17 protein-coding genes and 1 pseudogene are annotated in these 14,299 nt (G+C 36.2%); 9 read left to right on the top strand and 9 right to left on the bottom strand.

What is annotated here, in order from left to right:
- The first annotated feature begins 169 nt into the window (after positions 1–169).
- A complete protein-coding gene (locus J2S08_RS03075; RefSeq protein ID WP_307226544.1) occupies positions 170–358 on the top strand; it encodes a sporulation YhaL family protein in 189 nt (62 codons plus the stop codon).
- Between the two features lie 171 nt (positions 359–529).
- On the opposite strand, the gene J2S08_RS03070 is transcribed toward J2S08_RS03075, so the two are convergent.
- Positions 530–1,492, bottom strand: a complete 963-nt coding sequence (locus J2S08_RS03070; protein WP_307226542.1) for a peptidylprolyl isomerase — start codon at positions 1,490–1,492, stop codon at positions 530–532.
- Positions 1,493–2,054: 562 nt separating this feature from the next.
- Here J2S08_RS03070 and J2S08_RS03065 point away from each other — a divergent pair.
- Positions 2,055–2,147 (top strand): YjcZ family sporulation protein, encoded by a 93-nt coding sequence (locus J2S08_RS03065; RefSeq protein WP_370875619.1) that lies wholly within the window; start codon positions 2,055–2,057, stop codon positions 2,145–2,147.
- 159 nt (positions 2,148–2,306) lie between these two features.
- Positions 2,307–2,393, top strand: a complete 87-nt coding sequence (locus tag J2S08_RS03060; RefSeq protein ID WP_307226597.1) for a YjcZ family sporulation protein — start codon at positions 2,307–2,309, stop codon at positions 2,391–2,393.
- 303 nt (positions 2,394–2,696) lie between these two features.
- On the opposite strand, the gene J2S08_RS03055 is transcribed toward J2S08_RS03060, so the two are convergent.
- The 5 genes from J2S08_RS03055 to J2S08_RS03035 all read right to left on the bottom strand — a co-directional run bounded on the left by J2S08_RS03055 (position 2,697) and on the right by J2S08_RS03035 (position 6,054).
- A complete protein-coding gene (locus J2S08_RS03055; RefSeq protein WP_307226541.1) occupies positions 2,697–2,876 on the bottom strand; it encodes a hypothetical protein in 180 nt (59 codons plus the stop codon).
- Positions 2,877–3,076: 200 nt separating this feature from the next.
- Complete coding sequence (locus tag J2S08_RS03050) at positions 3,077–3,634, bottom strand: DUF3267 domain-containing protein (protein ID WP_307226539.1); 558 nt, start codon at positions 3,632–3,634, stop codon at positions 3,077–3,079.
- A gap of 542 nt (positions 3,635–4,176) precedes the next feature.
- Positions 4,177–4,746 (bottom strand): HTH-type transcriptional regulator Hpr, encoded by a 570-nt coding sequence (locus tag J2S08_RS03045; protein WP_307226537.1) that lies wholly within the window; start codon positions 4,744–4,746, stop codon positions 4,177–4,179.
- Positions 4,747–5,396: 650 nt separating this feature from the next.
- Positions 5,397–5,756, bottom strand: coding sequence for a YtxH domain-containing protein (locus J2S08_RS03040; protein ID WP_307226535.1), 360 nt, complete (start codon positions 5,754–5,756; stop codon positions 5,397–5,399).
- 151 nt (positions 5,757–5,907) lie between these two features.
- Positions 5,908–6,054: a hypothetical protein gene (locus J2S08_RS03035; protein WP_307226533.1), complete on the bottom strand. Its 147-nt coding sequence runs from the start codon at positions 6,052–6,054 to the stop codon at positions 5,908–5,910.
- Between the two features lie 103 nt (positions 6,055–6,157).
- Between J2S08_RS03035 and J2S08_RS03030 the strand changes: the two genes are divergently transcribed.
- Positions 6,158–6,349, top strand: coding sequence for a hypothetical protein (locus J2S08_RS03030; RefSeq protein WP_307226531.1), 192 nt, complete (start codon positions 6,158–6,160; stop codon positions 6,347–6,349).
- A gap of 70 nt (positions 6,350–6,419) precedes the next feature.
- On the opposite strand, the gene J2S08_RS03025 is transcribed toward J2S08_RS03030, so the two are convergent.
- Positions 6,420–6,851 (bottom strand): HIT family protein, encoded by a 432-nt coding sequence (locus J2S08_RS03025; protein ID WP_307226530.1) that lies wholly within the window; start codon positions 6,849–6,851, stop codon positions 6,420–6,422.
- Between the two features lie 522 nt (positions 6,852–7,373).
- On the opposite strand from J2S08_RS03025, the gene J2S08_RS03020 reads away from it, so the two are divergent.
- The 3 genes from J2S08_RS03020 (at position 7,374) to J2S08_RS03010 (ending at position 10,238) form a co-directional block, all read left to right on the top strand.
- Positions 7,374–8,120: an ABC transporter ATP-binding protein gene (locus tag J2S08_RS03020; protein WP_307226528.1), complete on the top strand. Its 747-nt coding sequence runs from the start codon at positions 7,374–7,376 to the stop codon at positions 8,118–8,120.
- On the top strand, positions 8,107–9,333 hold the full coding sequence (locus J2S08_RS03015) for an ABC transporter permease (protein ID WP_307226526.1): 1,227 nt from the start codon (positions 8,107–8,109) through the stop codon (positions 9,331–9,333). Before J2S08_RS03020 ends, J2S08_RS03015 begins: the two co-directional genes overlap by 14 nt.
- A 185-nt stretch (positions 9,334–9,518) precedes the next feature.
- Positions 9,519–10,238, top strand: coding sequence for an EcsC family protein (locus tag J2S08_RS03010; RefSeq protein ID WP_307226525.1), 720 nt, complete (start codon positions 9,519–9,521; stop codon positions 10,236–10,238).
- A gap of 91 nt (positions 10,239–10,329) precedes the next feature.
- On the opposite strand, the gene J2S08_RS03005 is transcribed toward J2S08_RS03010, so the two are convergent.
- The gene (locus J2S08_RS03005) at positions 10,330–11,541 is read right to left on the bottom strand and encodes a M20 family metallopeptidase (RefSeq protein ID WP_307226595.1); all 1,212 of its coding nucleotides are present in this window, start codon (positions 11,539–11,541) and stop codon (positions 10,330–10,332) included.
- A gap of 297 nt (positions 11,542–11,838) precedes the next feature.
- Here J2S08_RS03005 and J2S08_RS03000 point away from each other — a divergent pair.
- A pseudogene (locus J2S08_RS03000) lies at positions 11,839–11,943 on the top strand (LuxR C-terminal-related transcriptional regulator); the annotation flags it as partial.
- Between the two features lie 419 nt (positions 11,944–12,362).
- On the opposite strand, the gene J2S08_RS02995 reads toward J2S08_RS03000, so the two are convergent.
- Positions 12,363–12,896 (bottom strand): antibiotic biosynthesis monooxygenase family protein, encoded by a 534-nt coding sequence (locus J2S08_RS02995; protein WP_307226523.1) that lies wholly within the window; start codon positions 12,894–12,896, stop codon positions 12,363–12,365.
- 339 nt (positions 12,897–13,235) lie between these two features.
- On the opposite strand from J2S08_RS02995, the gene hemE reads away from it, so the two are divergent.
- Positions 13,236–14,294, top strand: coding sequence for a uroporphyrinogen decarboxylase (hemE, locus tag J2S08_RS02990; protein WP_307226522.1), 1,059 nt, complete (start codon positions 13,236–13,238; stop codon positions 14,292–14,294).
- Positions 14,295–14,299 lie beyond the last annotated feature (5 nt).

The following is a 14,299-nucleotide window of genomic DNA, read 5'->3' as shown; positions in this document are numbered from 1 at the left end:
GTTTCCTTTTCGAGGACGCCTGCGACCTTAGCCTTTGTTCTACTTCTCATCAGTGGGGGATGAGAGAAAACCCCCACTGATGGAAGTTTCACTTTTTATGTTGTCTATTGTCTGAGTCAAAAGGAGCTGTAATATGGACAAACTGTAGAAAGGGTGGAGGAAAAAATCAATGACATTGCCTATCTGGATTTATATGGTTGTATTAGGCATTATATTTAGTGCGTTTATGACGATAAAAACGTCGAAAGCAGAAAGAGCTGAGGAGCAGGAATGGATTGAGAAGGAAGGGGAGGTCTTTTTAGAAAGGATCGCAAAGGCAAAAGCTCAGAAAGAACAAATAAAGGAATTAGGACAGTAAAAAGCAGGCATGCGACAATGCCTGCTTTTTTTGCTATTGCTGTTGTTCTCCCCCATTTTGAACAACAGAAAATGTTTTTCAATACTAAATGCACCTGTTCGAATGATACCCATGTATGCAGCTGCGTACGTGAGTATCATCAAACAGGGAAGCAAAGCTTAAATGATAAACTCATTTATTATCTTTTTCTTCGTCTTTGCTATCTTCTTGATCTTTCTTTTTATCTTCAGATTTTTTATCTTCTTTTTTGTCATTATCTTTTTCTGGTTTTTCAGGATCTTCTAGGAAAAGATCAAAAGTTGATTTCAAATCACTGTCTTTTACAGAAATGTTAGCATCTTTCAGCTCTTTACTAATAACTTCTTGTGGATTTGCTTTCTGAAGCTTCACTTCTTTTTCCATTTCTTCTTTCATGTCTTCAAACGAAGCTTTTTCCTTTTTATCTGTTACTTGGATAATGTGCCATCCAAAAGAAGATTGAACTGGTTTGCTAATTTCGTCGACTTTAAGTTTAAAGGCTGCTTCTTCAAATGCTGGATCCATTGATCCTCGAGAAACCCAATCAAGGTCGCCGCCTCTTTCTGCTGCACCTTGTTCAGTTGAATATTCTCCAGCAAGATCCTCAAATTTTTCCCCGCTGTCAAGCTTTGTTTTCACTTCTTTTGCTGTTTCCTCATCTTCCACTACGATGTGACGCACTTTTATATCATCTGGCTCCCATTCATCGTAATGTGCTTTCACTTCGTCTTTTGTCACTTTTACGGAATCAAGTAAAGCTTTTTCAATAAGCAAGTTCAATTCAAGGCTTTTTTTGTAGTTTTCAACCGTACCGAATTGGCTTTGTTGAATCAACTCTTCAAAGCGATCGCCATATTCTTCCTTATTTTCTTTGATAACGGCATCTACATCTTTATCAGTTACTTTGTATTTGTCGGAAAGCACTTTTGTTAACACAATCGATTGCAATGAATCTTCAACGACATCATTATGTTTCGATTTCATCTCTGCATAAAGCTCGTCCATTGTAATGTTGCCTGCTTTTGTTTCAGCAATGACTTCACCATTGTTATTATTACAAGCTGCTAGTCCGATAACACCAGCAGTTAATGACAGGGCTAAAACCCATTTTTTCATTTTGGTACAACTCCCTAATGATTAATTTCCGCCTCTTTTTAGACTACAAGTCATACTATAACATACATTTATACAGAAAAAAACAATCGTGAATGATTTAGAAAAAGAAAAACATTCCTTTTTACTATAATTCTCTGTTGTATCGTTATTTTCCTCTATTCTGTCTTCAAAATGGGATAAAAATTAGATGCAGTTAACTGATGTCCGATTTATCCTACATCTAACTGGCGAGTCAAGACCCTCTCCTCAGGAATTAGAGGAATCAAAAGCGCTAGGTGTGTAATAACAGGTCAAATGTCCGATTAGTTCGGGCCGCCAGGATAAGGAAGGCTTCTTGAATCAGCATCGCTCGAAGAAAAAAGTGCGGAGGGTGTTGCGACCTTAGCCTTTGTTCTACTTCTTTTAGTGGGGAGAAGAGAAATCCCCATTGATGGAAGTTTCACTTTATTAGCTCTTATCATGTTTTTTGAAGTACAATGGAGATTTTTTCGAAAAAATAGGCGTTTTTTTCAAACATAAATCGTGACAAACACATAAGATAAATCGAAGAGAAAGGGAGGTAATGAAAATGGGTTTCACTTTTGGCGGTGGCTTTGCATTAATTGTCGTGCTGTTTATCTTATTAATTATTATTGGTGCCGCTTATATATGCTAAAAAAATTGAGCAGCTATTGACAGGAGGATAAATAAAAAGCCCATGCGCCAGAAATAATGTATGAATAGAATAGGGTAGACCATTATGAACTACATGTTCCTAGTAATGGCGAATCTCTTTGTGGGCAATCATGATTTGTTGGAACGGAGGTGAGGGAAATTGGGTGCAGCGTATGGAGCAGGCTTTGCATTAATTGTTGTACTGTTTATCTTGTTAATTATTGTGGGAGCGTCTTGGTTCTATTGAACAAGAATCCCTAAGTTTATCGAATTTGAATAAATGAGGTTGTCATGTTTCTCTTCGCTTCGTATAAACAAATGGATGGGAAGATGTAGCAGGGGTCGACTTTTTGTTCGACCCCTTCCAGCATGAATCTTCTTTATAAGAGAAACGATGCAGGACAAGCGATATTATTCATTAAATATTTAAGAATGAATAGGAGAGAATCGTCATCTGCGATTTATCATGCTATAGTAGTGGGGATAATAACATATCCCCACTGGAAGTTTCACTTTATGTAACTGGCAATGTTACATTTAGAAAAATATTTTAAGTAAATAAAACGTCTATATAAGAAGAGACGAGTAAAATAGTAATGAGAATATTAATAGTTCGAAAGATCTTTGGTTGTTTTTCTTCCGGAATCTCTTTTTGTTCACATAACGAGTTCGTTAGATTGTTCATTAAATAAAGAATAAATAAAGCAAAAAAAATAAAAAAAACGATCATATATTCCTCTCCCCTCGGATCTCCTCTATGCTATACAATAGCAAAAAAAAAAGAAAAAAGATAGAGAAGCTTCCCTCTAGTACATGTTCAAGGCTTTAGTGATATTTGCTAATACAGGAGTGATGTCTGTCCTGATTGCAAAGTGTGTGAAATTTAACTTATTGACAGAGAAAAACATTTTCAAACTAGCTACTGCCCTTTTATCGAGTAAGAATCCCATTATTTTCTGCTATTAAAATTTCATAGCCGTTTTCATTTTCTTCAATAACTGCATGTTTTGGTGTAAACAGCAATGGCTTTACATAAATGATATCTGCATAGCATAGGCCAATATGGTAGGCTAATAACATGATAAAATAATGAGCATAGAATGGATATAGCAGGCATGCTGAAGCCAAAAGAGTATTAATGACAAGAAATGGGCTCAGCATCATGAGAATAAACTGTTTTTTAGCAATTGCTTCTTTCATTTTAAAGGTTAAAATCGGTAAAAAAAAGAAATGAATCTCCAGGCTCCAAGCAAGGTGCTTGCGGCGATGGATAATTGGCAATATATGCATAAGCTTATGAAAAGGATACATAAATAGAACCCCTAATAAAAAAAGGAAAAGATATTGATCCTCGAATCTTTGTAAAAAAAACAGCTGTGTAGGTACGTATAAAATCACAAAAGACACGAAACTAATGATTGCCGATAATAAAAAGGTGCGATAGAAATCAACGTATCGACCAATTTTAATAGATTTAAAGCAATGCATTGTAAATGCCTCCGATATGTTTAGAATGAAGGACAGTTTTGACATTGTGGTTCGATCAAAAGTGTCCAATTTGATTTTTGATTCTAATCTGCTTTTCATACTGTACGATGAATGGTGAAAAATTGCAATAGCTATTTTTCTCATTTTTAAAGTCGATATGCACCTTGTTTTTATCGTAATATTTTTTACAAGAGGACTGTGAAAGCAAGGGAATGTTAGTGTGTTTCTTTAAATAAAAAAAGGCCCCTCAACAGAGAAAAGAGGAAGCGGACAATGTTTAATAAGTACGGAGAGAGAGGGGCTGTCTATTCGCCCCTTCACTCGTTGTGAATAATGATTAAGTTTAGAATGATTCGTTTCAGGAGACATGAAGTAAAAAAATGTTACAGTATACGATCATCAATAAGATGCAACATGCTGGAATCATACATTAGATGGGATGATGATGGAAAAGACTTAACTTCGATGTAATGTTTAAGTGTGATCGCTATACAATTTTAATCAGATGGAGTGTTGCACCTTCTGAACTAAATATGAGGCATTTACGGTTCTTGGTCTTCTTTTTTGTTAACTAGTTCTCCATTTTGTTCAATGAATTCGGACTCAAGATGATGAAAAGAACGTTCAAAAATATCCATGAAATCGTCGCCATAAATATGTCTTATAATTGTCATTAGTTCAATGAAATCTGGAAATTTTCCATATAGCTCCCGTAAAGGTAATGCACCATTAAACACAGCATTATTTTCTGGATTGTAGGCTTTCATAGAATCAAGCAGCAGCTCTTCTCCTTTAGCCGTTAACTGAATGTATGTATTTCTTTTATCATTTTCTCTTTTTGAGAATTTTAACAGCTTTCTTTCTTCTAATTTTTTTGAGAAGTTAAAGGCTGTCGAGACGTGCATCACTCCAAATTTCGCAACATCAGATATAGATGCGCCGCGAAGGTGATAAGCAATCCATAATATGTGATGTTCATTAATATTTAACTGGTAAGGTTTTATCCATTCTTGCCAATCTTTTTCAATAGACTTCCAAAGTGCTTTACTTATTTGGGCCATCCTTTGACTAAAGAACATTGCTTCCTTCATTGAACATAGTTGATCTTTCACTTTTTTTCACCTACCCTTTTCTATTTACTTCACGCATTTTAAAAAAGAAGAATAAAAATGAACAGAGATGTTCAAAAAACGAAGCACATGAAATTGCAACCAGATAATGAAAGGGTGTTCATAAATTCTAATATTCTCTTCTTACTCCGAAACTGACTGAAATATGCAATGCCCAAACTTTTGAATCACTCTTTCATTAATATTATGCCAATAAAACAAAAATTAATAAAGATGAAAATATAAGATTTTGTCCATACATATCATTTTCCAGCTAAAAATAATCATTTAGAAGAATATAAATGATTAAATCTGATTTTGGTTCATCGTTATCCATTCACCTGTCGAGTATCAGCTATTCTATTTATTTTTCTGCTATATAGAAAGACGTTTGAAATATGGAAAATTGACAGCATTATGTACTTTCAAGGCTGCAGAAAAAGGCAAGACGGCAGAATAAGAGCGAGGTTCAATCATTGCAATTTCGAGAGATAGATATAACAGGCTTTCTGACTGGAAATGAATGATTTTAGCTTAGTATAAACATTTGATAAGCGTCTGCTAATTAGTAACAGTTTATTCAATCCGTAAGGCGGACCTTAAAAGTGAATTCCCATCAGCTGGATGTTATGTCAACTGATGGGAGTTTTGTTTCATCCATTTTTCTGTAATTTTTGCTCTAATTCCTCTAATGTTTTTTGAATTTTGATTACTTCTTCTTGTAAGCGTTCTTTATTAGGTTCTGTCTGTTTTTGCCAATCATTTACAGCTGTTTTCACATCATGTGATATTTCTTTAATAATATCTTTTCCTTCTTTTGTAAGTTTCGATACCGAATCTTTCAGATCATTTGCGTTGTTTTTCAGATCAATCATGATCTTTGTCCATTCATTTGTTGTTTCTTTTATTTGTAAACGCAGTTCTTTTCCAGAAGAAGGAGAATACAATAATGCAGCAGCGGCTCCAAGGGCACCCCCAATTAAAATTCCTAGGCTAAATGATTTTTTGTTCATCCTGATCACCTCAAAGTTTTGCTTAATACAATTTCTACACAAATAGAGAAAATCCTCTTTATCTTTTACATGTTCAAACTATGATTAGCATAATGATGTTATAGAGGTTGTTCAAAAAGTCCGAAGAATTCCAACGTTTTATTGTTATGTCCTAGACATTGCCATCTCTCAATTTTTTAGATGTCCCTGCTCTTGAATCAAGCATTTTTGGCGACATGTTCAAACATACCGTATTTATCTTGATTAAAAACGTTTGGCTAATACGGCCTGTATCAGTTTTCTGCTTTACTGTTGGCATTAGTTTGAAAACCAGACCTGCCTTACTTGAACCTACTCTTATCTTTTGAATTGAGTGCTCCTTTGAACAACTACCTTTAAGTTATTGGCAAGGAGGGAGAGAAATGTCTAGCATAATTTCTCTTTTTTTTCTGTTAGGAGGATTATTTCTTATTGTTACACTACATTTTTTGTTATCCTTTTATCATGGGGGAATTTATCCTCCGAAACGAATATTAAAAAAACGTGTTCACGTCTTTGCAACAATTACAATGAGTTTCTTTTTATTTGGTCTTTTGTTATGGTTTCTTTTTTAAAATAACCATCAAGTGGATGCCATCTTAACAAGGTCCGTATGGACGGACCTGGCTTTACTTGATTTGCCTCTTATGAGAAAAATTCTATCTGTTTTTGAATAGCTGCTGCAAGGCTTTTTAAATCTTCGGTTGAATACTGCGCTTGGAAATTTTTCCATTTTGTAGAAAAACCATCGTTTGCATCATATCTTGGAATAAGATGTAAATGATAATGAAAAACCGATTGATCCGCAAAGGCTTCGTTATTATTAATCAAATTCATCCCTCGCGGTTGAAAGGCAGACTTTATCGCTTTTGCGATTGTTGGGACAACTTCGAACAGGTTGCTTGCAACATCGGGAGTCAAAGTATAAATGTTTTCTTGATGCACTTTAGGAATAATTAATGTATGCCCTTTTGTTGCTTGACTAATATCTAGAAAAGCAAGTACATGTTCATTTTCAAACACCTTTGCTGCGGGCAGTTCTTCTTTTATGATTTTACAAAAAACACAATTGTTCATTATCATTTCCCTCCTATGCAAATAGTATAGCTAACACAAGTTCTGTTTTCAACGGGTGCTGGAGGATAATCATAATGGTGATGCTTGCATGTCCGTCTTGCAATCATGTTTTTGATTCAATGCAAGGTCGATTAAAAAATAAAACAAGTGTGTATATGGCAGGGAAAAGTTCATCAAAAGGGAATTCTTTGTTAAACTGTATTTACAGATATTTTTGCCACTCTATCAGATTAAGAATAAAAGATATAGTGAATCATTTTCTAGAACAGCTGGGGGTGGCTAATTTCTAGAAGATTTGGATTAGCTTTATGGATAGATGATGATCTTCACGACAAGCCTCGTGCTATCATAATAATGAATCTCGTATTGTCCAAGCTTTGGCGATTAACATTCAGTGTGATTTGAGAAATAATGAAATGGATGTGTTCTGCTTTTATAAGAAATGAAAAGATCCTCGCTGCTTATATAAGGTAGTCAAAGAAGGAGGCAATCTAGAAACAAAGAGAGAAGGGATGTTGCAGTATGTCTTTATTGGAAGTAAAAAATCTTACTGGAGGCTATACGAAAAAACCAGTTTTAAAGGATATTTCCTTTACAGTTGAAGCTGGACAAATGATCGGTTTAATTGGTTTGAATGGTGCAGGGAAGAGTACGACCATAAAACATATTATAGGTTTAATGGAGCAAACAAAAGGAACAATTAAGATCAATGGAAAAAAGCTTTCAGATCATGCTGAAGAATATAGAAAGCAAATGACATATGTTCCAGAAACACCTATTTTGTATGAGGAGCTTACTTTAAAGGAGCATCTTGAACTAACAGCAATGGCTTATGGAATTGATGAAGGAACATACGAAAAACGGGTTGCACCATTATTAAAGGAATTTCGCTTAGAAAAAAAACTAGAATGGTTTCCAGCGCATTTTTCTAAAGGGATGAAACAAAAAGTGATGATTATGTGTGCATTTCTTGTCGAGCCCCATATTTATATCATCGATGAGCCTTTTGTAGGCCTAGATCCTTTAGGAATCCAGTCATTATTGGAATGGATGAGGCGGATGAAAGAGAATGGAGCAGGAATATTAATGTCTACACACATCTTGGCAACTGCCGAAAGATACTGCGATGGTTTTATTATTTTGCATAACGGCGAAGTACGGGCAAAGGGGACATTAGAGGAGCTGCGAGCTGATTTTCGCATGCCTGATGCGACATTAGATGATATCTATATTCAATTGACAAAGGAAGATAACGATGAAGAAAGTTGAACATTTATGGGGTGAACGATTACAGTCTTATGCACAGGAGCTACGGCGATATGCGCGGTACATGTTCAATGATCATCTTTTGTTTGTGGTGATCTTCGGCCTTGGCGCTGGCGGCTACTACTATACAAATTGGGTGAAGACACTTGATGCAGCTTTTCCGATTGGATGGGTGATGGGAATCATTTTAGCTTTCTTTGCTACAATCAGTCCTATCTATACACTGCTAAGAAGAGCCGATGTTGTTTTTCTTCTCCCTCTCGAAATAAAATTGAAATCTTATTTTCAAAAGGCTATCAGGCTTAGTTTTTTCGTTCAAGCTTACGTGCTGTTAATGGTCTTAGCCGTCCTGATGCCGATGTATGCACAAGTAAGTGGAAATGGCTTTCGTTCCTTTTTTCCCTTTTTTCTGATCTTGCTCATTTTAAAAGCCTGGAATCTTTTGTTTCACTGGCAATTTCTGAAGACGGTAAATACAATGCAAGGCTTCCGCTCTTTTTTGACTCGATTTTTAATGAATGCTGTTTTACTGTTTCTTGTCATTGAAGCAGCTGCTTGGTGGTTGATTTCACTTGTTGTCGTTCTATTTTTGGTTGTTTTGTTTTATATGCAGCAAGTAGCGAAAACAAAGACACTAAAATGGGAATTGCTTATTGAAAAGGAAGAGCAGCGCATGACAGCTTTTTATCGTTTAGCTAATTTATTTACAGATGTACCGAAATTAAAAGGGCAAGTAAAACGGAGAAAGTGGCTGGACGGTCTTTACCGGGTTATTCGATTTGATAAAAAGAATACATTTACTTATTTATATGCACGTACATTCATTCGAACAAATGAATATTTTGGTTTATTTATCCGTTTAACGCTCATTGCCAGCTTACTGTTGTTCTTTAGCGATAGTCGCTATGTAGTAATTGGCATTGCAATCTTGTTTTTATATTTAACAGGATTTCAGTTTATCCCGATGCTTCGCTACCATGAATTAAAAATTTGGATTAATCTTTATCCTGTCTCAAATGCTGGTAAAGAAAAAGCATTTTTATCACAGCTGCAAAAGATTTTGCTGGTTCAATCTCTTGTCTTTGCTATCGTTGCAGCTGCTAGTGGCGCGTTTTTTGATAGCGTCATTATTTTAGGCTTAGGCGTTATTTTCACCTTTGTTTTTGTAAAATGGTATGCACCACAGCGCATTAGAAAAATGCAGCGTCTTTATTAATCTAGAATAGTTGAAACTTCTTCTCCTCTTATCCGTATATTTTTAAGAGATAAAAATGAATTGCCGTCATTTACTAGCATATACAAATAGGGAATAGTGGCAGTTGCAACGTTATTATTAAAAAAGAAGAAACTACGTACATCCTTGATAAAAAAGGATCGTATTTTGATAAAGGAGTTTTAAAAATGGAAGAAGATCAGCGGATAAGAGAAGAAGTAGCAGTTTGGAAACATAAAATTCAAGGGCGTTCTGGCTTGTTTAATCGGCTGGCAAAGAAAGCACAAAATAAATTTAATCAAGTGATTCCTGAAAAAGCACATGCTGTCATTACTGAAGGAATCAAAGGGATGGTTAGCGCCACTTTATTTGGGTCTGATTTTTTAACAAAACCGCTAGCAGAAAAACCGCAGTCATTAGCAGAAAAAGAGAAGTTAGTGAAAGAACGTTTTGAAAGCTATCGCAAAACAGCTGTGCTAGAAGGGGCTGGAACAGGTGCTGGCGGAATTTTATTAGGACTTGCTGATTTTCCGCTTTTATTATCGATTAAAATGAAGTTTTTGTTTGAGGCTGCTTCGATTCATGGCTACGATGTAAAAGCTTATGAAGAAAGGATTTTTATGCTGCAAGTGTTTCAGCTTGCATTTTCCAGCGACCAACATCGAAAAACGGTACTCCATACAATTGAAAATTGGGAAACAAGCAAAGAAACATTAAAAGAAATCGATTGGCGTACATTTCAACAGGAATATCGAGATTACCTTGATATTATGAAAATGCTGCAGCTTATTCCAGGAATTGGCGCTGTTATTGGTGCGTATGCTAATTTTCAACTAATGGATCAGCTTGAAGAAACCGCTGTCAACGCATTTCGAATTCGTTGGCTGCAAGAAAAAACGATCGATTAATCTGATGCAGGTCTAGCTTTGTCCTTATAAATTAAATCGCTATCAGTGGGGATATTTCCACTGATAGCGTATTTTTTTGGTACAGCCTTTATTAGCTACTGGCAGATGTCTCCAATTTTTCAACGTTCTTCGTTTCTTGATATTGTAAAGCGGCTGCTCCCATTGTTTTAGCTGCTGCGAGCATTCCTTTTTCATTAATATCAAATCTTGGATGATGATGAGGGTACGCATTTTCTGCCGGCTCTGGCATCGCTCCAGTAAAGAAGAAGCTTCCTTTTATATGCTGCAAATAGTAAGCAAAGTCTTCGCCGCCCATTTCTGGCAAGGTTTCCTCTACAACTTCATTGTCAGGTACAAGCTTTGCGCATTCAACAAGAAAATCAGTTTCCTCATTGTGATTTACAACGGCAGGGTAGCCGCGGTGGTATGCAAATTCATATTCACACCCAGCAGCAATGCAGGTTCCTTGTACAATTTGCTCCATTTCTCTTTCGATCAAATCACGTACATTTTCATCAAATGTTCTCACTGTCCCGCTGATTTTTGCTTCATCCGCAATGACGTTAAATGCATTATCAGAGACAAATGATCCAATAGAAACGACTGCTGAAGAGATTGGGTCTACTCTTCTGCTTACAATCTGTTGTAAGTTCATGACTAGCTGTGATCCGATAACAATCGCATCTTTCGTCCGATGAGGCTGAGCACCGTGGCCGCCATAGCCTTTAATTGTAATTTCAAATCGATCAGCTGCTGCCATAATAGGTCCTTTTCCATAATGGATTGTTTTATAAGGAACACTTGACCACAAGTGGGTGCCAAAAATAACATCGACACCTTCTAAGCAGCCATCTTCAATCATCGCAATTGCTCCACCAGGTGCAAATTCCTCTGCATGCTGGTGAATCATGATATACTCTCCAGCAAGCTGATCTTTCATTTCATGCAATGTTTTTGCAAGAATAAGCAATGTAGCGGTATGGCCATCATGGCCGCATGCATGCATAACCCCTGGTACTGTAGATTTATAAGGAACGTCATTTAACTCTTGAATCGGCAGTGCATCAAAATCAGCTCGCAATGCCACAGTTTTCCCTGGAAAAGCCCCTTTTATTTTTGCAACGACACCATTTCCTCCTACATGACTGCGAACTTCAACACCTAATTTTTTATAAAAATCAACAATGTATTTGGCTGTTTTGACTTCTTGAAAAGATAGTTCAGGATGCTGGTGCAAGTAACGGCGAATATCCACCATTTCATCATAGTAATCTTCAAGCTTTTGAAATAGTTTTTCCAGCATGGCACGATTCTCCTTTTTATAAAATTCCATATATGATCTCTCTTATTATAGCACTTTTTTAAAAAAGGAGTGTATGGGGGAACGAGAATTTTTGTTCATGTCTATGGCTTAGCATGAAAAGTACAAAAAAAGAAAAAGCTTATTTTTGATATGACGTTTGTCATTTCTTTTTTATGACATATCCTACTAATCTTCGTTTCCTTAAAATCGTACAATCAATGTATGAACGAACGGAGGGACGTTATGGAAAAAGTAGTTGTTTTGCAAAATGCAACAAAAACGTTTCAGCAAAAAAAAAGCAGTAGAACGGTTCGCAACTATATATCAGAAATTTTACAAAAGCTACATGTGAAAAATCGGATAGAAGCAATCAAAGTTGCTGAGGAAAAGGGCTGGAATTAAAGAGGAATCATAGGGAAACTAGTTCGAAGCTAGTTTCTTTTTTTGTTTTATCAAAGAAAAAGAGTTTTTGATTAATGACTACGTCTTAGAGAACTTTTTATCCCACATCTAACTGCCAAGTCAAGACCCAAATCTCGGGCAGTAAGAGGAATCAGAAGCTTAAGTGGGGGATAACTGAAAGTGGGCGGACAGGATAAGGAAAGATTCTTGAATCAGCATCGCACGAAGAAAAAGCGGCTTCCTTTTTTGAGGACGCTTTCGATTTTAGCCTTTGTTCTACTTCTTATCAGTAGAGGATGAGAGAAAACCCCCACTGATAGAAGTTATACTTTATCGTTTCTATTTCGTCCATTTCTATTGCAAAATTATTATCTGGATATCCGGCTGTGCTTCTGAAAAGATTAGACATTAGCATTTAATTATGTGTTTAGATTTTCTGTTTCGTTGTCTTCTTCTTTTGGAGCAGCATAATAAGAAAAATAAGAAGCGCCTGCCATGATATGTTTATTTTCTCCAGGAGCTAACTGCTGTTTATTGCCATATGCTGCTTGAAAGGAAGGCGTGTTTGTCCAATGACGAAAAGCAATTTCGCTTTCCCATCCCGTCATAATAATATACGTATCGTGCTTTAACGGGCGCAATAGCCGGAATGCTTGAAAGCCTGGCTCCCGTTGAATAGAGTCCGAAACACCTTTCAAGTGATATTCAAACACTGGGCGGCCTTCATCTTTGACGGGAATATGGTTAAAAACAACGTACTCTAAGCAATCGATTTTTCCTTTAGCATCTATGATTTCATATTTTCTAGGCTGCTGGAAAATGGTTTTTTGAGATGTTTCGTGTAAAAGGAGTGCTTCTGATGGATTTTCCAGTAACACTAAACATTGATGCGGATGCTTTTCTTGCATTTTTTTTAAGAAAGCATAGGTTCCAGTCGTCATATACATATTCATAAAAAAACGCCTCGTTTCTATGATAAAATAGATAAAATGACAAAAAGGACGATTTTATGACATTTAATAGCGCTTACTATACTTTCAATGCCAAAACGTATATAGTAAAAGCTGGCTAAATATAAAAAAACTCAGATAATATTGTATACAGTTTCAGTTTGGTACAATTCTATCATGTTTACTCTTGTCTAATGAAGGACTTATTTTATGTACAAATTATAGCGAGCAAGAGAGAGTAATTTGCATCATTTTACTACTTACTTATCATTGTACCACTTTTGACTAATGAGTATGTATGAAGATGCAGCTATCATGCAGATGGAAGGTGAATGTTTGTAAATGAGTAAAATAACGAATGATACATTTTTAAAAGCGGCAAGAGGCGAGATGGTAAACCATACACCTGTGTGGTTTATGCGCCAAGCAGGAAGGTCACAACCGGAATATCGAAAGCTAAAAGAAAAATATTCTCTGTTTGAGATTACACATCATCCTGAAATTTGTGCTTATGTTACCCGTCTGCCAGTGGAACAATATAATGTCGATGCAGCAATTCTTTATAAAGATATTATGTCTCCGCTGCCAGCATTAGGTGTTGAAGTAGACATCAAATCGGGGATTGGCCCTGTTATAGATAATCCGATTCGATCACTTAGTGATGTTGAAAAGTTAGGAGAAATAACACCTGAAGAGGATATTCCGTATATTTTAGAAACGATTAAAATTTTAACAAAAGAACAACTTTCTGTTCCACTGATTGGATTTGCCGGAGCGCCTTTTACAATGGCCAGTTATATGATTGAAGGCGGTCCATCGAAAAATTATCACCTTACAAAGTCATTTATGCATGCTGAGCCAAAGGCATGGTTCGCTTTAATGGATAAACTAACAGAGATGACAATCCGTTATGTTAAAGCGCAAATAAAGGCAGGGGCAAGTGCGATTCAAATATTTGATTCCTGGGTCGGAGCTTTAAATGTACAGGATTACCGCATCTTTATCAAGCCTATGATGGAACGTATTTTTAATGAGCTTAAAACAGAAGGTGTTCCACTTATTATGTTTGGCGTTGGAGCAAGCCATTTAGCGCTTGAGTGGCACGACCTTCCTATTAATGTTGTTGGCTTGGATTGGCGTTTGTCCATCACCGAAGCAAAAAAAATGGGAATGACAAAAACACTGCAAGGCAACTTAGATCCATCATTGCTTACTTCTCCATGGCCGGTGATAGAAGAACGGGCAAAAGCTATTATTGATGAAGGCATTGCCCATCGAGGACATATTTTTAATCTTGGGCATGGGGTATTTCCAACAGTTAAACCAGAAACACTGAAAAAGTTAACAGCGTTTGTTCATGAGTATAGCGCAGTAAAGAGAGAAAAGACGCTGCACAAGTAAAGCTT

The organism is Bacillus chungangensis (assembly GCF_030812995.1).
In the GTDB taxonomy this organism is placed as follows: Bacteria; Bacillota; Bacilli; order Bacillales; family Bacillaceae_C; genus Bacillus_CF; species Bacillus_CF chungangensis.
Note: the sequence above shows the minus strand (reverse complement) of the source record. Positions and strands in the feature narration are given on the sequence as shown.

Coding starts and splice junctions, on each gene's coding strand:
- J2S08_RS03075 (WP_307226544.1), top strand. CDS start 170: ATGACATTGCCTATCTGGATTTATATGGTTGTATTAGGCATTATATTT.
- J2S08_RS03070 (WP_307226542.1), bottom strand. CDS start 1,492: ATGAAAAAATGGGTTTTAGCCCTGTCATTAACTGCTGGTGTTATCGGA.
- J2S08_RS03065 (WP_370875619.1), top strand. CDS start 2,055: ATGAAAATGGGTTTCACTTTTGGCGGTGGCTTTGCATTAATTGTCGTG.
- J2S08_RS03055 (WP_307226541.1), bottom strand. CDS start 2,876: ATGATCGTTTTTTTTATTTTTTTTGCTTTATTTATTCTTTATTTAATG.
- J2S08_RS03050 (WP_307226539.1), bottom strand. CDS start 3,634: ATGCATTGCTTTAAATCTATTAAAATTGGTCGATACGTTGATTTCTAT.
- J2S08_RS03040 (WP_307226535.1), bottom strand. CDS start 5,756: ATGAACAAAAAATCATTTAGCCTAGGAATTTTAATTGGGGGTGCCCTT.
- J2S08_RS03035 (WP_307226533.1), bottom strand. CDS start 6,054: ATGCCAACAGTAAAGCAGAAAACTGATACAGGCCGTATTAGCCAAACG.
- J2S08_RS03030 (WP_307226531.1), top strand. CDS start 6,158: ATGTCTAGCATAATTTCTCTTTTTTTTCTGTTAGGAGGATTATTTCTT.
- J2S08_RS03025 (WP_307226530.1), bottom strand. CDS start 6,851: ATGAACAATTGTGTTTTTTGTAAAATCATAAAAGAAGAACTGCCCGCA.
- J2S08_RS03020 (WP_307226528.1), top strand. CDS start 7,374: ATGTCTTTATTGGAAGTAAAAAATCTTACTGGAGGCTATACGAAAAAA.
- J2S08_RS03015 (WP_307226526.1), top strand. CDS start 8,107: ATGAAGAAAGTTGAACATTTATGGGGTGAACGATTACAGTCTTATGCA.
- J2S08_RS03010 (WP_307226525.1), top strand. CDS start 9,519: ATGGAAGAAGATCAGCGGATAAGAGAAGAAGTAGCAGTTTGGAAACAT.
- J2S08_RS03005 (WP_307226595.1), bottom strand. CDS start 11,541: ATGCTGGAAAAACTATTTCAAAAGCTTGAAGATTACTATGATGAAATG.
- J2S08_RS02995 (WP_307226523.1), bottom strand. CDS start 12,896: ATGAATATGTATATGACGACTGGAACCTATGCTTTCTTAAAAAAAATG.
- hemE (WP_307226522.1), top strand. CDS start 13,236: ATGAGTAAAATAACGAATGATACATTTTTAAAAGCGGCAAGAGGCGAG.